General features: G+C 42.7%; 13 protein-coding genes. 8 read left to right on the top strand and 5 right to left on the bottom strand.

The window, feature by feature from the left end; translation table 11 throughout:
* Positions 1–121 precede the first annotated feature (121 nt).
* The gene (locus FKN05_RS10180; RefSeq protein ID WP_099611122.1) at positions 122–1,558 is read right to left on the bottom strand and encodes a helix-turn-helix transcriptional regulator; all 1,437 of its coding nucleotides are present in this window, start codon (positions 1,556–1,558) and stop codon (positions 122–124) included.
* Positions 1,559–1,594: 36 nt separating this feature from the next.
* Positions 1,595–2,584 carry a sugar-binding transcriptional regulator gene (locus tag FKN05_RS10175; RefSeq protein WP_099611121.1) on the bottom strand — a complete coding sequence of 330 codons (990 nt, stop codon included), beginning with the start codon at positions 2,582–2,584 and terminating at the stop codon, positions 1,595–1,597.
* 446 nt (positions 2,585–3,030) lie between these two features.
* Between FKN05_RS10175 and tal the strand changes: the two genes are divergently transcribed.
* Positions 3,031–3,981 carry a transaldolase gene (gene tal, locus FKN05_RS10170; RefSeq protein WP_099611120.1) on the top strand — a complete coding sequence of 317 codons (951 nt, stop codon included), beginning with the start codon at positions 3,031–3,033 and terminating at the stop codon, positions 3,979–3,981.
* A 390-nt stretch (positions 3,982–4,371) separates the two neighbouring features.
* Positions 4,372–6,369, top strand: coding sequence for a transketolase (tkt, locus tag FKN05_RS10165; protein ID WP_099611119.1), 1,998 nt, complete (start codon positions 4,372–4,374; stop codon positions 6,367–6,369).
* Between the two features lie 75 nt (positions 6,370–6,444).
* Here tkt and FKN05_RS10160 read toward each other — a convergent pair whose 3' ends face one another.
* Positions 6,445–7,116: an OmpA family protein gene (locus FKN05_RS10160; protein ID WP_245868847.1), complete on the bottom strand. Its 672-nt coding sequence runs from the start codon at positions 7,114–7,116 to the stop codon at positions 6,445–6,447.
* Between the two features lie 140 nt (positions 7,117–7,256).
* On the opposite strand from FKN05_RS10160, the gene FKN05_RS10155 reads away from it, so the two are divergent.
* Together FKN05_RS10155 and FKN05_RS10150 are read left to right on the top strand one after the other, a co-directional pair.
* Positions 7,257–7,892: a thiol:disulfide interchange protein DsbA/DsbL gene (locus FKN05_RS10155; protein WP_161431019.1), complete on the top strand. Its 636-nt coding sequence runs from the start codon at positions 7,257–7,259 to the stop codon at positions 7,890–7,892.
* A 13-nt stretch (positions 7,893–7,905) separates the two neighbouring features.
* Positions 7,906–8,379 carry an FKBP-type peptidyl-prolyl cis-trans isomerase gene (locus FKN05_RS10150; protein ID WP_099611116.1) on the top strand — a complete coding sequence of 158 codons (474 nt, stop codon included), beginning with the start codon at positions 7,906–7,908 and terminating at the stop codon, positions 8,377–8,379.
* 74 nt (positions 8,380–8,453) lie between these two features.
* On the opposite strand, the gene FKN05_RS10145 is transcribed toward FKN05_RS10150, so the two are convergent.
* Positions 8,454–9,077, bottom strand: a complete 624-nt coding sequence (locus tag FKN05_RS10145; RefSeq protein WP_170887439.1) for a beta-phosphoglucomutase family hydrolase — start codon at positions 9,075–9,077, stop codon at positions 8,454–8,456.
* A 106-nt stretch (positions 9,078–9,183) separates the two neighbouring features.
* Complete coding sequence (locus tag FKN05_RS10140) at positions 9,184–9,714, bottom strand: GNAT family N-acetyltransferase (RefSeq protein WP_099611114.1); 531 nt, start codon at positions 9,712–9,714, stop codon at positions 9,184–9,186.
* Between the two features lie 500 nt (positions 9,715–10,214).
* Between FKN05_RS10140 and dcuC the strand changes: the two genes are divergently transcribed.
* The 4 genes from dcuC to FKN05_RS10120 all read left to right on the top strand — a co-directional run bounded on the left by dcuC (position 10,215) and on the right by FKN05_RS10120 (position 18,098).
* Entirely contained in the window at positions 10,215–11,582 is a 1,368-nt protein-coding gene (gene dcuC / locus FKN05_RS10135; RefSeq protein WP_099611113.1) for an anaerobic C4-dicarboxylate transporter DcuC, read from the top strand.
* A gap of 540 nt (positions 11,583–12,122) precedes the next feature.
* Positions 12,123–13,760 (top strand): methyl-accepting chemotaxis protein, encoded by a 1,638-nt coding sequence (locus FKN05_RS10130; protein ID WP_099611335.1) that lies wholly within the window; start codon positions 12,123–12,125, stop codon positions 13,758–13,760.
* Positions 13,761–14,198: 438 nt separating this feature from the next.
* The gene (locus FKN05_RS10125) at positions 14,199–15,830 is read left to right on the top strand and encodes a methyl-accepting chemotaxis protein (RefSeq protein WP_161427172.1); all 1,632 of its coding nucleotides are present in this window, start codon (positions 14,199–14,201) and stop codon (positions 15,828–15,830) included.
* 330 nt (positions 15,831–16,160) lie between these two features.
* Positions 16,161–18,098, top strand: coding sequence for a PAS domain-containing sensor histidine kinase (locus FKN05_RS10120; protein ID WP_249339304.1), 1,938 nt, complete (start codon positions 16,161–16,163; stop codon positions 18,096–18,098).
* The last annotated feature ends 11 nt before the right edge of the window (positions 18,099–18,109 follow it).

Below are 18,109 nucleotides of genomic sequence, written 5' to 3'. Positions count from 1 at the left end.
CTCCGTTATGCAGCAATAACAGAACAATAAAGTAAAGGTTTGAAATCGATAGTGTCATTTCACGCCAAAAAAGACGTGAAATGATGTCACGTGATACAGTATTTGATCTCGCCGACAAATTTTATGTTAATGGCTGCACAATCGTGTATTGGACAGGATAATGTTCTTTCGCTTGTTCATTTCCCGATGAGTCATAAAGTCGAAATCGACACTGCTTCACCTTTTGATTGATAGGTAATTGAAGTGTCCAACAGCCGTATTCAGATGATGCTAGCGTACGGCTCATGATATGGGATGCGGGATCGTCATCAATAAAACACTCAATGTTCGCCACATGATTAAGCCTGCAGGCTAACTCAATAAATAACGTGTACTGTTCACCAAATTGAATGAGTTGGCATGTCCGGACAATGTACTCCGTCTCTCCAAGCAAAAGTCCTTTTGCGACGACATAATCTCGCTGGTGGTTGTTGTCGATATAGCGTTCACCATCCACTTCATAACAAAGCCTAAAGGTAAGCGGGTGAGCCACCGGTAGCTCTGTCGTGACCCAAAGCTCAGTCCCTTGATTTAAAAAACTCTCGAAAAACGCAGGGTAATGACGCCAAACGCCATCACGATCTCGACATTCGACCGACACCACTTTTTCAAACGCAATGTTATCGACTTCTAACCAAATTTTACCAACCGGTTGATTGATATCATGCTCAGACCATAAATTCGCTTTGGCGTAATATAAACGGATCGGTTGTTGGCGCAGTGGCGTGCGGTTTTCTAAGCACTGCTGGCGATACTGCATAGGAGAAAAAGGATACCAACGGCGAAACGTTCGATGAAAATTAGAAGGCTCTTCATAACCAAGCTGATAAGCAATTTGTTGGATCGTCAGTTGGGTATCTGCCAATAACGCCAGGGCGTGCTTCTTCTTAGCAAAGTCAACGCATTGCGAATAGCTCATGTGCTTTTCTTTCAGTCGGCGTTGCAAAGTACGCTTTGATACGCCCAATTCTTGCGCCGCTTGTGCTAATTTGAGCGCATAATTGCTATTTTGTGTAAAAATGGCATTTAAAACGCTAAGTAATTCAGGTTGTTCAATCGATTGATGAGAAAGCAATACATAGCACTGTTTCACCAATTCAAACACACTTGAACTGTCGTTTGAAACCGTACGCGGCGATATGCGAACCGCTATGCCAAATGGCGACTGGGTATGAACCGACAATTGCACCCAACGAGTCAAATTAAGCAGCTCTAATTGCATCATTAACAAATCAAACACCGCTTCCGACCAATTAGGCAATGTCGCGACTCTACATTTTAACGTCATGCGCATATGGTTATGATTCTGCTCAACGCTGATGTACAAGCGACGATCGAATAAAGACACCGTTTTACTCCACCATCGCAAGCCTTCTTCTAGGCTAGGTGCGGCTTCTAAAAGCATGCACTGCAGAGTAATCAGCTTTTCAATATGCCAATATTCACCGGCGATCCGTAGGTGATTGTGGCCCAACTTTTTACACCAAAAGGAGGTAATGTGGGTGTGTTCAGCGAACATATTTATCCTCTTACCGGCGCTAACACAGCTAAACGATTACTGCACATGACGCATCTGCTCATCTAAGTTGAGAACTGTTAACGCATTACTCACACTGGTTGCAATCACATCAATCGCTCCGGTACGAAGTGCGCCCAATAGCGCAAGGGGCTTACTATTTTCAGCCGCAATGGCTATCACTTCCGAGATAGGTCGAAACTCATCAATGCCTAATCCGATCACTCGATCACTCATCACAGTATTCGCGATTTGGCCGTGGATATCGAAAAAATCATAACCGGCAAAATCGCCCACCACCCCTTGCTGAAGACGTGATTGCACAACTTCATCAGGAGTAAACCAGCCCAAATCGACCATGTAACTGTTCTCACTCATATCGCCAATTCCTACCAAGGCAATATCGGCTTTACGTGCTAAGTCTAATGTTTGTTTCACCGTCGCGTTTTGCATAAAAGCCAGTTTTTGCTCACGATTTTCGGCATAAGCAGGGGCATATAAGGTTTCCGATGTACCGCCATATTTTTTCGCCATTTGTCGACAGATATGATCCGCATTAAACATCCCACCTCGAGGATGAATACCGCCAATACTACAAACGAATTTACAATCTCTTGGCGTGATCACACCAATATGATGAGCAACCGCAGACACGTTTCGCCCTTGCCCAATGCTAACCACCAGACCATTTTTTAAATTACTGGATAGGTAATTGGAAACCAAACCAGCCACTTGTAACCTTTGCTGCTCTTCATTCGGTTGATCCAAAGCAACCAATGCGCGTTTTATACCAAAGCGTTCAATTAATCGTTGCTCTATTTTGGCACTAAACACGGGGTGGTATTTCACCGTAATTTCGACAATCCCTTCATCTCTTGCCTGTTTGAGCAAACGCCCAACCTTCGCTCGGGAGAGGGAAAACTTTTTTGAGATCTCCTCTTGAGTCGCACCATCTTGATAATACGCGACTGAAATTTCAGTCAGTAGATCGGTATTTTCCATTGAAAAATCTTTAGTTGAATGACTCATACCCTGCTCTCATGCGCAATTTTACCCTTAACTTATCATATAAACTTGAACATATGCTCATGGTGCTAGCATATGTAAAGCGGGCAAGATAATCAACATTTGCTCAGCAGCATGACATTTTCTCAACCAGATTTTTTACGCCTATCCAGAGCAATTCATCCACAGACCACCTAGGCAAACGTTTATTTTCTTATACTGATTTATCATACGCAAAATTAGTGCGTTGAGGGCGTCATTCCACCGTTATGATGATTGACTTTCTGTATAGATAAGATAAATATGGGGTCATCATTTACTCATCGATAGAGCAAATGTTCAATGCATTTGTTTGGTCGCTGAAAATTAACGTTCGCATTAGCAATATCGAGCAAGTTAGCTAGCCAGAACTTTGCTAATTCGCTGCCAGCCTTCCAGCTGGTTTTGCCACAAGAAATAGGATGACCGAAATGAGCAACAAATTAGAGCAACTTCGTAAACTTACCACTGTTGTCGCCGATACCGGTGAAATTGATGCGATAAAAAAATATCAACCTGAAGATGCAACAACTAACCCATCTCTGATTCTTAAAGCAGCACAAATTGCTGAATACGCCCCCTTGATTGATGCCGCTATCGCATACGCCAAAACACAAAGTTCCGATAAAGCGCAACAAGTGCAAGACACTTGCGATATGCTTGCGGTTAATATCGGTAAAGAAATTCTCAAAACGATTCCGGGCCGAATTTCAACCGAAGTTGATGCTCGACTCTCTTATAATACCGAAGGCAGTGTGGCAAAAGCGCGTCAACTGATCAAAATGTATAATGATGCTGGGATCAGCAACGACCGTATCCTGATCAAACTCGCCTCAACTTGGGAAGGCATCCGCGCAGCTGAAATTCTAGAAAAAGAAGGCATTAACTGTAACCTCACGCTCCTTTTCTCTTTCGCACAAGCTCGTGCCTGTGCAGAAGCCGGTGTGTTCCTTATTTCGCCTTTCGTTGGCCGGATTATGGACTGGTATAAAGCCAAAGAAGGACGTGATTTTGCTCCGCAAGAAGATCCGGGCGTGGTGTCTGTCACCACCATCTATAACTACTACAAAGAGCATGGTTATAATACTGTCGTTATGGGGGCGAGCTTCCGTAACATCGGGGAAATTCTAGAGCTTGCAGGCTGTGATCGTTTGACGATTGCCCCTGCTCTACTGGCAGAATTAGAAGCGGCAGAAGGAGAAGTAATCGAGAAACTCATCGATTCGAAAGGCACCAAAACACGGCCAACCCCAATGACGCACGCAGAATTCCTTTGGGAACATAACCAAGATCCAATGGCAGTTGAAAAGTTAGCCGAGGGTATCCGTAACTTCGCTATTGACCAAGGCAAATTAGAAACCATGATTGCGGCAAAATTGTAACTCAAAGGTATCAAGCAGCTAGCTAAGCAGGATCGCAACACGGTTTTTCTTGGCTAAGTCTAGCTTGTTAAGCGCTTTTCTCTGATGGTGCTTTATGCACCATCGATATACCCAGACCATTTGCTGGCAAGCCAATGTGCTGCTCATTACCCTGGTAATGAACGAAAGTTACTTATATACCCAAACAACTTGGAGTTGCAGGTAGGCGGCAAGTGAATAAATCCCCATGAGCATAGACAAGCGATGTGATTGGGGTGAACGAACATAGCTAACCCCCCTGCAGCTTCAAGTAGGAAGGGAATAACCATTTCGTTGAGCGGTCGGGGGTCACTTTATTTAAATAATTCTGTTTTCAAATAACTCTGTTTTCAAATAACTCAGGAAAATATTATGGATCGTAAACAACTGGCCAATGCAATTCGTGCGTTAAGCATGGATGGGGTACAGCAAGCCAATTCGGGTCACCCCGGTGCCCCGATGGGAATGGCAGATATTGCCGAAGTACTTTGGCGAAACCATTTGAACCACAACCCACAAAATCCCAAGTGGGCCGATCGAGATCGCTTCGTCCTCTCTAATGGCCACGGCTCGATGCTGCTTTACTCACTGCTTCATTTAAGTGGTTATGAACTTTCGATTGATGATCTAAAAAACTTCCGCCAGTTGCACTCTAAAACACCAGGTCATCCTGAATACGGTTACGCACCGGGTATTGAGACAACCACAGGCCCGTTAGGCCAAGGAATTACCAATGCTGTCGGTATGGCTATCGCGGAAAAAGCTCTTGCTGCTCAATTTAATAAACCCGAGCATGACATTGTGGATCATTTCACTTATGTCTTTATGGGTGATGGTTGTTTGATGGAAGGTATTTCTCATGAGGCCTGTTCACTCGCTGGTACATTAGGGCTGGGTAAACTGATTGCCTTCTGGGATGACAACGGTATCTCTATTGATGGCCATGTAGAAGGCTGGTTCTCTGACGACACACCTAAACGTTTTGAAGCTTACGGTTGGCATGTCATTCCCGCGGTGGATGGCCATGATGCGAAGGCGATTAACGCAGCGATTGAAGCGGCAAAAGCAGAAACAGCTCGCCCCACACTCATTTGTACCAAAACCATTATTGGTTTTGGTTCTCCCAATAAATCTGGTTCACATGACTGTCATGGCGCTCCTCTTGGCCATGATGAAATTAAAGCAACAAAAGAATTTTTAGGTTGGAAATACGGTGCGTTCGAAATTCCGCAAGAGATCTACTCAGAATGGTCAGCGAAGGAAGCTGGCGCAACTAAGGAAACAGCGTGGAATCAGAAATTTGCAGCTTATGAAGCAGCGTATCCCGAGTTGGCGGCTGAATTTAAACGCCGCGTAAACGGTGAATTACCCGCGCAATGGGAAGAGAAAGCGAGTCAAATCATTGCCGATCTACAAGCGAACCCTGCCAATATCGCGTCACGTAAAGCCTCACAAAATGCCTTAGAAGCCTTTGGTCAGTTACTCCCCGAGTTTATGGGCGGTTCAGCGGACTTGGCCCCGTCTAACCTGACAATGTGGTCTGGTTCTAAGTCATTAACCACTGACGATTTCGCAGGTAACTATATTCATTATGGGGTGCGTGAGTTTGGAATGACGGCGATCATGAACGGCATCGCCTTACACGGTGGCTTTGTACCTTACGGTGCAACCTTCTTAATGTTTATGGAATATGCTCGTAATGCAATGCGCATGGCTGCGCTGATGAAAATTCAAAATATCCAAGTCTACACCCATGATTCCATTGGCTTAGGCGAAGATGGCCCCACTCACCAACCGGTTGAGCAGATCGCCTCACTGCGGTTAACACCGAACATGAGCACATGGCGTCCTTGTGACCAAGTGGAGTCGGCAATGGCTTGGAAATTGGCCATTGAACGTAAAGAAGCGCCATCGGCCTTGATCTTCTCTCGTCAGAACTTGGCTCAGCAGCCTCGTACGGCCGAGCAAGTGGCAGATATTGCCAAAGGTGGTTATGTTTTAAAAGATTGTGCAGGCCAACCTGAGCTTATCTTGATTGCAACAGGTTCTGAAGTTAGCCTTGCGGTAGAAGCGGCAGAAAAACTGGCAGCGGAAGGTAAACAAGTGCGAGTCGTTTCCATGCCATCAACCGATACATTTGATAAACAAGATGCTGCTTACCGTGAAGCGGTACTGCCTGCTGAGGTAACCAAACGTATTGCGATTGAAGCGGGTATTGCAGACTTCTGGTACAAATACGTCGGTTTTGGCGGTAAGATCATCGGTATGACAAGCTTTGGTGAGTCAGCACCAGCGGATGAGCTGTTTAAATTATTTGGCTTTAGCACCGATCACGTCGTTAAAACTGCGCAAGAGTTATTAGCATCATAAGATAGCTAAACTCATCTAATCACAATCACCGCCACTGGCGGTGATTGTGTATTCAACTCGTGACGTTTAAGAAACTTATTGATCTAAATATTGTGGCACAATTAAGCGCAGTGTCGCTCTTCGGTTACACGCTCTGCCTTGAGCAGTACCGTTTGAACAACTCGGCAAATGAGCGCCATACCCTCTAATATACACCACCTCTTGTGCAATTTTTTGGGCTAATAAGACTTGCTTCACCGCTTCAGCTCGCCGCATTGATAACCCATCATTGAATCGCTCTGAACCGGTATTGTCCGTATGCCCTTCAACGACAATGTCGATGGTTTGATCTTGAGCGAGAAAGCGGCCTAATGCGCTAATCCAACGGATTGAATCTGCCGATAGTTGCGCCTTCCCTGTTTGGAAAAGAATGGGACGATTGAGTTTCACCATCGAATGTTCACCGGCTTGTAATTCATAGTCAATACGGTAACTGGCTAAAAAATCTAACAACGATTGGGGCTCATCGGCATGGAGAGGTTGCCGCTCTGCCGTCTTTGTCACGGTCGTCTCAACCGCTGTCGGAGAAACATCTCGGCTAGACAGTTGGCTCGCTCTGCGCCAATCAGGATAGAGCACTTCTGCATCATTTTTCGGCGCGGTGTTTAATAGATTATCGCTAAACATTCGATCCACGGCTAAAGAACCGCATCCAGATAATAATAGGCATACTAGTAGCGTATAAACTTTCATTAATGCTGCACTCACTTTCCTTATCTCTCCTTTTGTTATCGGCCAACATCGTAAAACTTTATGCTGTCTAGCTAACAAATTCGTCTTATGCGATTTGCCTCACGTCGATTACTGGTTAGACTGATCCGGTATTTTTCACTGTTATGGATTTTTTTATGAAAACATCGGCTTTTCGCTTAATTACCCTTTTATTCAGCCTTATCGCGATCATTAGCTGCAGTGATAATGCAGAAACCCACCCCACCGAGGGGGTTCACTATAAAGAGTTACCCGTCAGCCTAACCAGCTACCAGCTTGCTCCTATCACGGAGGTTTTCTCTCTAACCTGTGGCCATTGTCGAACCATGGAATCGATGATTCCTGAGCTAGAAAAAATCACCGGAGAGCATTTTGGTAAGCTTCATGTCACTTTCAACCAAGGTGCTCAGATCAGTGCCATGCTTTACTACAGTGCAGTCATGCAATTAGAGGAGGTTCCTAACTCAAGTATCATGGAAGGGCTGTTTGCTGCTATTCAAGCCCCCATAGAAACCACTCCAGATGCCAGAAAAGCGGCAATTGATAAGATATTTCATCAACATCAATTAATCAGCCCCTATGATTTGAACGAGGCCCAGCAAAACCAACTGATGGAAATGATCACACTCGCGAGTGAAATTTCACAAAAATCACAAATTAATGCCGTTCCAACCTTTATCATTAAAGGAAAATATCAATTACTGACCAGTGGGCATGACGACATCAACAGTATTGCTACAACAATGCGCTACTTACTAAAACAACCGCAATAACAAGAGCACGATCATGAATAAAACTATCTTTACTCTCATTGCCTTATTGTTGGCGATTTTTTTTGTCTATCGTTCTTGGAATAACAGTAAACTTGCTGAACAAAACCGCATGCAGGGCGAAGCCTTTTTACTTAACAATAGCCAACAGCCGGACATATCGACAACAGAAAGTGGCTTGCAATATCAATTACTACAAGCGGGTTCAGGAAAAATACATCCCACGGCAACCAGTAAAGTCACTGTCCACTATGAGGGGCGATTGCTTGATGGCACGGTGTTTGATAGCTCAATACAACGGAAAACACCGATTACTTTTGGCTTGAATCAAGTCATTAAAGGCTGGCAGGAAGGCGTCCAACTGATGGTAGAAGGAGAAAAAATGCGTTTTTTCATTCCAAGTCATCTCGCCTATGGAAAAAGTGGTGCGGGCTCTATTCCGCCCGCTTCAACCTTAATTTTTGAGGTCGAACTGCTTGAGATTAAATAACACTCTCACATTCACCTGACTAAAATGAGCAGTAACCCCTGCTCATTTTAAAATAATCCGGTGACGATAGATGCTCACTCAGTTATCGGATTGGCGGGCGTTTTAGCCGCATGAAACGTTAATCCATTTGACGTAACCATGACACAATCCATTCCCCCTGCATGTGCTGCCTGCATTCCCAATGCGGTATCTTCAAAAACGATACACTCTTGCGGTGATAAATCTAACAGCTCGCTAGCACGAACAAAGGTTTCAGGATGCGGCTTATGGTGAGTCACATCCGTTGCCGTCACTAATGCATCTAATTGTTCTAAAATACCCGCTTTAGTCAGCAATCGAATCGCACTTTGTCGTTGACTGCCGGTTCCAACGGCTATTTTCTTCTCGCCCCGATTTGAGCAAAAAATGGCATAAGTTTCAGCAATTAAGGGGCTATCCGCTCCCTGCTGATCAAATGATCGCATTTTATATTGCGCAACCTGCTGCGGATCTAACGCAAGCTGAAAGCGCTGGTTAATTTCTCGAACAATGTTAAAACTGGGCATTCCCCCCATACTATGTAACCACTGCGAATCAAAAGGGAACTGAAAATGTTCGGCTGTCATTCGCCATGCCGCAAGGTGTGCTGGCATCGTATCAATTAAGGTTCCATCCATATCAAAAATGAGACCTTTATAGCGGCTTAAATTTAATAACATTCATTACTCCAAGGTGTGAGGTGTGATAATCGCGGATCTTACAAGCGTGTTTTTCATCATCATGATTAAATCAAAATGGTATCTAGGATCTGCTAGGCAGCTAACTCTAACTCACGGCTTGCAACATGACTTGCGATGACGGCCAAGTAAACACTTTTTCCAGTAGCTGATAGCCACTGGGAGCTTGCCACGTTTTTATCACGGTACTTTGTCCACCAATATGTTCATAAAAATCCAGAGCTGATTGATTTTTCTCTGCCACTTGCAAATAAATACCATGTTCAGGAAAATAGTGTTCAACCCATTCAAGCATCGCCTTAATCAGCCACTTTCCTAATCCTTGACCTTGATAGTCAGGGCTGACATGTAATGCATCAATCATGGTACCTTTTTCAACATCATGATTGCCAAAAGCACAAATAAATCCCAGCAAACGATCGTTAGCTTCCAATAATAAAATATGTTGATTATAAGGAGGGTTAGTCAGTCGAGTCTGCCAGATCAGTAAACAATCTTGTAACGCCTCATTATCCAGATAATCTTGCTCTAGAATGCCTTGATAATGGCGCTGCCAATTGTGCGCATGCAAGTGTGCAATCCGTTCAAAGTCCTTATATTCCGCTACTTTTATTTCCATTTTATAGCCCTTATCACTTCCTGTTGCTGTTTCTACTTCACATCATACTATTCATTTATATAGTAAAAGCAAAACTGACCGATCACATCCGCCTCTACCCAAACAACTTGGAGTTGCAGATCAACGACAAGTGAGTGAGCCCTGATGAACATAGACAAACGATGCAATTGAGGTGAATGCACGTAACCGACACCGCAACAGCTTCAAGTAGGAAGGGGATATTTGCTCCCTAAAAGTGACAATATTGTCACTTTTATTTTCTCATGAACATTAAACCCAATAGTAATCAATAAAACTAGCTCATGGTTTTAACATAAAATTTACCACTAAAATCAATCCCAATAACCTTATTATTCACTCTATAAACTTATTGTTTTTTTGTTTGTTTTAGATCATACAAAGTACAACTTTGCCTCGTCTCTCGCTCCTGTTTTGAGTAAATTCTCAGTTATAAATTGTATTAGACTGTTACAACTCAACATATTTGACTGGAGATCACTATGCTAGAGCTTCTTATCGGCGCAATTGTGACCATTGCTGTCGGTTATTTTATCGTTAAAGGTTATAAACCCGCAGGGGTACTCCTAACCGCGGGGATTACATTATTATTGATCACCGGTTTGTTAGGTTATGACGTGCTACCAGAATCAATTACCGCAACCGGTAATTTAGTGACTGATACCATGGAGTATATAAAATTCACACTACAAAGCCGTGGTGGTGGCTTAGGTATGCAGATTATGCTGCTATGCGGTTTTGCTTCTTATATGACACATATTGGTGCCAATAATGTCGTGGTCAAACAGTTTTCAAAACCCCTTTCTGTTATCAACTCGCCTTATGTACTGCTCGTAGCTGCTTATATTGTCGCCTGCTTAATGTCACTGGCGGTTAGTTCTGCAACCGGGCTTGGTGTGTTATTGATGGCCACCCTATTTCCGATGATGACTGCGATGGGCATTTCTCGCCCCGCTGCCGTTGCCGTTTGTGCTTCACCGGCAGCGATTATTTTATCGCCGACCTCTGGTGATGTCGTGATCGCGGCTGAAAAATCCGGCCTTGCTTTGCATGTATTTGCTGTTGAAACCGTCTTACCGGTTTCTATTTGTGCCATTATTGTGATGGCGGCTGCCACGTTTTTCTGGAATAAATACTTAGACAAACGAAACAATACTCCGATGGAACGTATTGATGTTTCGACCATTGAAGTCAATGCCCCCGCCTACTATGCCGTATTACCATTTCTTCCTATTATCGGTGTATTCCTCTTTAATGGAGAAACCATTCCGGGCCTGTATCTTGACATTTATACCATTGTGGTTGTTTCTATTTTTGCCGGTGCTCTGGTTGATTTTATTACCAAACGCTTTGATGGCAAAAAAACGCTTGAAGATTTGGAGTCATGTTATGAAGGCATGGCAGAAGCGTTTAAAGGCGTGGTTATGTTATTGGTGGCCGCTGGAGTATTCGCGCAAGGTTTAATGTCTATCGGGGCAATTGATAACTTACTAGGCTTGGCAGAAACAGCCGGCGCTGGCGGTTTAGCACTCATGATGATTTTAACGATCCTAACAATGGCGGCTGCGATTGCAACCGGATCAGGTAATGCTCCATTTTACGCTTTTGTCGAGTTAGCCCCTTCGCTCGCAGCAAAAATGGGCGTAAACCCTGCATTTTTAATTATTCCTATGCTGCAAGCGTCTAACTTAGGTCGTACTGTGTCACCAGTTTCTGGCGTTGTGGTCGCCACAGCAGGTATGGCGCATATCAGCCCATTTGAAGTGGTAAAACGGACCTCTGTTCCCGTATTGGCTGGATTAATTACCGTAATTATCGGTACCATGATCCTTGTCCCGATGACGGCTTGATTGTAAATCAACATAATGAACAGCGGCGAGAATGAACGCTCCTGTTCGTTATGTTTTTAATAAGCAAGTAAAAAGAAAATCAATAATTAAAAGCATAACAGATACTAATATATTCCACGCCAATTTCTTGTTTAATCTATTTATTATACGAACATAACATAGAGATTAATTAACATTTCCACCTCAATTTACCAACTCAACACTGTAAAAGAAAACGAACATTTCATTCAGCTAATAAAATCTATTTTTCCTTAGTTTATCAATCAGCTCCGTGCTAAACTTTCCTGCCATAATGCAGGCTTAATATTCCTCCATTCTGCCTCTTTAATTAAAATATTTTTATTATACGGATAAATATATTCAGTCAACTTGAATTGATCGGTAAACGACAAGTCAGTCCCCTTACTTATAAGCATAGCCATACGATGCCATCGTCAGGGGTAAACGAGCGTAGCCCTCAGTAGTAAGGGAATAATACCGCGGCAAATTTAAGGAGAATGGATATATCCATTCGTTCTTACCATGAGGTTACTCACTGTTATGTCGTTTTTAAAAAACTTAGCAATCCGTAATAAAATTGCACTATCTTTTAGTATTATTGCCCTGGTCAATATTGCGTTTGGTCTTTATATTTATTTATCTATCAATTCAATTGAAAAGAAAGTATGGGAATTAACCGACACGACGTTACCTTCTCTGATGCTGGTTAATGATTTGAAATATAATATGGCTTCGGTACGTCGAGGACAGCTTGGCATTCTTTCCGCTGCGAATGATTCAGCCATTAACGCTGAAATAGAATGGATGAATGGTATCGAAAAAAAAATTCAAGAAGAATTCGCCAGCTATGAACAATCAATATGGGATGATGACCATGCTGATCGAGAAAAATTTTTGGCCGTGAAAAACTATTGGCAAACTTATTTACGCGATCTCCAATCATTTAATAATCATGCGCTCAGCCATGATATTGATAAAGCGGCAAATCAACTAGCAAGTACTTTAGCCACTTATGAAAAAATCGAAGCTGCGGTCGATGAGTTGCTGCAGTTTAACGTCTCATACGCCAATGAGAACCGCACCACCCTAACTAAATCAATTAGTCATATTATTCAATTTACCGTTATTTGTTTTATTGCCATTCTCATTTTTATGGCCGCGATGACAGGGCTATTATCGAAGTTAATTTGCCGTCCACTACATTTGGTTGTAGCTCAAGCCCAATCGATTGCCAAAGGTGACCTCACCCATACGCTAAATCGACATGAAATCGGTGAAGACGAATTAGGTCACCTTGCTGATGCGTGCCACACCATGCAAAGTAACCTCGCCAAAACTGTAGAAGAAATCGTTGCAGGCGCAACACAATTGGCGCATGCGGTCGATGAAGTGAGTGCGGTATCGGAGCAAACGTCACAAGGGATGCATGAGCAACAAGCTGAAGTGATGCACATCGCAACGGCAATGACTGAGATGAAATCCACGGTAGCGGAAGTCGCTCGCAATACTGAAGTCGCTTCTGATGCAGCTCGAGAGAGCAACCAACAAGCGATCACCGGCTCAGAGCAGATGGCGAACGTGACGAATTCGATTGACCGAGTGACACACGAAATCTCACTGGCTGAGCAACGTGTTTTAGAGCTTGAAGAGCAAGCTCAACAAATTAATATGGTGGTCGATGTGATCAGCAATATTGCCGATCAAACTAATTTGTTAGCCCTCAACGCTGCGATTGAGGCGGCTCGGGCAGGTGAACAAGGCCGTGGATTTGCCGTTGTTGCTGATGAAGTGCGAGCCCTTGCCGGTAAAACTCAGCAATCAACTGGCGATATTGTCACTATTATTCAAACATTACAGCATTGTGCGCTAAAAGCTCGTGAAGCAACGGCGCAAAGTAGCACACTGATGGCTCAATGCGTTGAACAAGGCCATCAAACTCAACTAGTTATTCAGCAAATCAGTAACCAAAGTGAACAAATTGCTGATATGACCATTCAAATTGCCAGCGCTTGTGGTGAACAAGACTCGGTAAGTGAAGAGCTAAACCGCAATATTGAACGGATTAATGAATCCGCTAAACAAGTTGCCCAAGGCTCATCAGGTGCTGCGCAAGCATGTATTGAGTTAAGCCAATTAGCCTCCCAATTACAAAACACCGTCAACCGCTTCCAAGTATAACGGAACCCACTCAGCCACCTTCCTCTGGCCTAAATCATGACCGATTGAGCGAGGCACTAAGCCTCGCCTTCGTCCGCAAACCAATGATGATTGAAGATACCCATTCTTTTAAGTGATGGATCATGCTGTATCCCAAAACCACTTTCATGCTAGAATCCGCCGCCGCAATACGTCAAAAAACACGACGGTATTGATTGGTATGCCCAAACAATTGGAGCGTTGCAGGCCAGCGGTAAGATCAGTGATCAATGATTAACTCAGCCCAAAGCTGGCCTTTCGTGAGAGCCAAGAGCCCCATACTCAGCGACATCGCTCAATGATGTTAATGTGGTGATGAACGGCCTCCACCACGACCAACTCCAGTTGTAAAGGGATCGAAGGATTAATTTTATCATATGGATGTGACCACTCGTTTTTAGTATAAGGTCACTCACTGTTATGTCATTTTTGAAAGATTTAGCGATACGCAAAAAAATAGCTCTTGCATTTACTATTATTGCGTTAATTAATATTTTGTTTGGGATCTACCTCTATCGTGCTCTTGAGTCAATTAAAGGCGATGTACTTAACCTGACTGACGATACGTTACCATCTATGATGATGGTCAATAATATCAAATATAATATGTCCTCCGTTCGACGGGCTCAAATCAGCTTACTAACCGCAACCGATCCAGCCGAAATTGATGAAGAAATCACTTGGATGGACGGGCGTTATCAAGAAATTGCCGCTGAACTAACCCACTATGAACGCAGTATCTGGACAGAAAATGAACGTGCAGTTTTTGCTCCGGTGAAAAATCTCTGGCTAGAGTATCAAAATGCATTAAGTTCTTTTAATAATGAAATTCGCGCGCAAAAAACGGAAAAAGCTCTCAACGATATTCGGCACTCGCTACACACATATGAAAAGCTAGAAAATGCCATCGGTGAGTTACTTAAGCTAAATTTAAGCTATGTTGATAATAACCGTTCAGAATTAACCGCATTAACTGATACTATCCGACACTTTTCTATTTCCAGCATTGCTGCATTACTTGGCTTTATGGTCGGCATGACGCTCCTTTTAGCCAACTTAATTTGCCGTCCTTTGCAGCAAGTCGTCAATCAAGCCCATGCCATTGCTCAAGGTAATTTAGCCCATCACTTGGATCGCCAACAGATCGGGCAAGATGAGCTGGGTAAGCTGGCTGATGCGTGTAGCAGCATGCAAAATAATTTACGCACTATGGTCGAAGAAATTGTTGCTGGTGCAACACAACTGGCACATTCAGTTGATGAAGTCAGTGCAGTCTCAGAGCAAACGTCACAAGGGATGCATGAGCAACAAGCCGAAGTGATGCACATCGCAACCGCAATGACTGAGATGAAATCAACCATAACGGAAGTTGCTCGCAATACTGAAGTCGCTTCTGATGCAGCTCGAGAGAGCAATCAACAAGCGATCACTGGCTCAGAGCAGATGGCAAACGTGGCCCATTCCATTGACCAAGTAACACACGAGATCTCACAGGCTGAGCAACGTGTTTTAGAACTTGAAGAGCAAGCTCAACAAATTAATATGGTGGTCGATGTGATCAGCAATATTGCCGATCAAACTAATTTGTTAGCCCTCAACGCTGCGATTGAGGCGGCTCGAGCAGGTGAACAAGGCCGTGGATTTGCCGTTGTCGCTGATGAAGTGCGAGCCCTTGCCGGTAAAACTCAGCAATCAACTGGCGATATTGTCACTATTATTCAAACATTACAGCATTGTGCCCTCAAAGCTCGTGAAGCGACGGCGCAAAGCAGCGCATTGATGACCCAATGTGTTGAACAAAGCCATCAAACCCAGCAAGTTATTCAGCAAATCAGTAACCAAAGTGAACAAATTGCTGATATGACCATTCAAATCGCCAGCGCTTGTGGTGAACAAGACTCGGTAAGTGAAGAGCTAAACCGCAATATTGAACGGATTAATGAATCAGCTAAACAAGTTGCCCAAGGATCATCAAGTGCGACACAAGCTTGTATTGAATTAAGTCAATTAGCCTCTCAGCTACAAAACACCGTGAATCGTTTTCAGGTCTAAACCACCAGTTCCGCAACGTTTCACGACGGCTTAGCCCATGCAGTGAATAATAAATTTGTCTAAAACAAATTTGCATAGCCGAAGCCCCGTAAGCACGAACCGCCCCATAAGCAATAACCACTAGGTACTCCCTGATCAGAGTCAGGGAATACCTAGTGGCACCTCAACGCGCTTTTTTACTCCTGCCTGCAACATCATAAGACAAATGAAAACCATGTGTCCCAAATACTCTATACTAGTAGCATGAGAAAATGAGTGTTATTGGGATGTGTTTCTACCACTACCAATAATACGCTGTTACTTTTAATGCTTTATCGATCAGGAAACGCTATGCACTATAAGGACATACCACAAAATCCCTGGCTCAGTCGTATTGGCAAAAAAATAATCCTCACTATGGTGCTGGTGAGCAGCCTCTTTACTCTTGTCGCAACTTCGATTCAATTATTTAATTACTACCGGATAGAAATGAATGAAGTCAAGAATAGGCATCAAGAAATTGAAACACTACATATTGAACTGATTGCCAGTGCTTTGTGGGCTTATGATCTTCCGTTAGTTCAACAACACATGAACTTACTCGCACAACTTCCTAAGATCGACTATTTAGAAATACAATCTAATGGAACCCAAATCTCTTCAGGTACCCCACCGCCAACTTATGCGATTGAACACGTCTATCCTATAAATCATATTGATCAAAATGAACAGTATTCACAAAAGATAGGAATCCTAACGGTACTTTCTAATACAGAGGGGATATATAATAATTTAGTTAATCAGTTTATCTCAATTCTAATTATTAATACAATCAAGACTCTCTTTGTTTGTATTTGTTTATTATCCGTATTTCATATGAGTATCAATAGACGCATTTTTAATATCGTTGACTATCTACATCATTATGATTTAAATAAAAAAAACCAACCTTTACAATTACACTCCTCTTTTTTTATAGATAACTTCGAGGATGAAATTGACATTCTTGCCAGAGAAACAAATCGACTCACTGCTCATATAAGTCATTTATATAAAGGCCTCAAATTAGAAAAAGAACGTTTAAACGATTTTACCAAAGCTTCATCAGACTGGTTATGGGAGACAAATGCTGATGGATATATCATTTATTGTTCTGAAAATATGGCTACCGTTTTATCGATTCCCGATCAAGAACACAAACGTTTCCGTGAATTACCCTATGGTAATAAATTTACTCAATTGCAAAAGATGATTGATAATGAATGTGACTTTTCTCATTGTGAAGTAAATATCGATATTGGCGGAGAAAGTGAATTTTTCATTTTTCAAGCACTGGTAAAAAAAGAACATGGTAAATTTTCTGGATTTAGGGGCACTGCACTCAATATCACAAGACTAAAACAAGTACAGTTAGAACTTAGTCAACTCAATAATCACTTGGAACAACAAGTCGATTTAAGAACTCAAGAATTAACCACAAGTTTAGAACAATTACAACAAACTCAGCAGCAATTAATCGAATCAGAAAAACTTTCAGCCTTAGGAGGATTAGTCTCAGGTGTTGCGCACGAAGTCAATACACCACTTGGTATTGCCGTCACCTCTGCATCTATTATTCAAGAATCCGCACAACAACTGCATCAAGCATTTTCTAATAGCTCTCTTACTAGTCAAAATTTTACTGAAACAATGAGTAATATTCTAGATAGTAGCGATATCCTACAAAGTAATTTAAATCGAGCGGCAAAACTAATCAGAGATTTTAAACAAACCGCAGTCGATCAAGTTTCCGAAGCAAGGAGTGAATTTGATTTACAGCAAGTGCTAATGGCACTGCTTGCCAGTCTACATTCTCAAACACGCCAAGTTCCTGTCACTCCAGTATTGTTATTCGATCAAACGATACAAATGAATAGCTTACCGGGTGCTATTACTCAAATTTTCACGAACTTGATCTTAAATAGTGTCAACCATGCTTTTCACCATACTCCACAAGCGAGCATCATCATCAAAGCCTCCAAGGCTGATCATCATACCGTTATTTTAGATTATTCAGATAATGGTGCTGGTATTGAACCGCATTTACATCAAAAAGTATTTGAACCTTTCTATACAACAATGAGGGGCAAAGGCGGTTCTGGTTTAGGGCTAAATATTGTTTTTAATCTAGTGAAAAAATTGCATGGTGAATTAACTTTAGATTCCAAACCAAACCAAGGCGTTCATTTTACCATTAAACTACCGATAAACTATCAATACAAGATTGAAATTGAAGAGGAATCACCATAAATAATTTTATG

This window comes from Vibrio sp. 1-1(7), from assembly GCF_013048485.1.
Classification (GTDB): Bacteria; Pseudomonadota; Gammaproteobacteria; order Enterobacterales; family Vibrionaceae; genus Vibrio; species Vibrio fujianensis.
This window is presented reverse-complemented; position numbering and strand designations above follow the sequence as displayed.

Coding starts and splice junctions, on each gene's coding strand:
- FKN05_RS10180 (WP_099611122.1), bottom strand. CDS start 1,558: ATGTTCGCTGAACACACCCACATTACCTCCTTTTGGTGTAAAAAGTTG.
- FKN05_RS10175 (WP_099611121.1), bottom strand. CDS start 2,584: ATGAGTCATTCAACTAAAGATTTTTCAATGGAAAATACCGATCTACTG.
- tal (WP_099611120.1), top strand. CDS start 3,031: ATGAGCAACAAATTAGAGCAACTTCGTAAACTTACCACTGTTGTCGCC.
- tkt (WP_099611119.1), top strand. CDS start 4,372: ATGGATCGTAAACAACTGGCCAATGCAATTCGTGCGTTAAGCATGGAT.
- FKN05_RS10155 (WP_161431019.1), top strand. CDS start 7,257: ATGAAAACATCGGCTTTTCGCTTAATTACCCTTTTATTCAGCCTTATC.
- FKN05_RS10150 (WP_099611116.1), top strand. CDS start 7,906: ATGAATAAAACTATCTTTACTCTCATTGCCTTATTGTTGGCGATTTTT.
- FKN05_RS10145 (WP_170887439.1), bottom strand. CDS start 9,077: ATGTTATTAAATTTAAGCCGCTATAAAGGTCTCATTTTTGATATGGAT.
- FKN05_RS10140 (WP_099611114.1), bottom strand. CDS start 9,714: ATGGAAATAAAAGTAGCGGAATATAAGGACTTTGAACGGATTGCACAC.
- dcuC (WP_099611113.1), top strand. CDS start 10,215: ATGCTAGAGCTTCTTATCGGCGCAATTGTGACCATTGCTGTCGGTTAT.
- FKN05_RS10130 (WP_099611335.1), top strand. CDS start 12,123: ATGTCGTTTTTAAAAAACTTAGCAATCCGTAATAAAATTGCACTATCT.
- FKN05_RS10125 (WP_161427172.1), top strand. CDS start 14,199: ATGTCATTTTTGAAAGATTTAGCGATACGCAAAAAAATAGCTCTTGCA.
- FKN05_RS10120 (WP_249339304.1), top strand. CDS start 16,161: ATGCACTATAAGGACATACCACAAAATCCCTGGCTCAGTCGTATTGGC.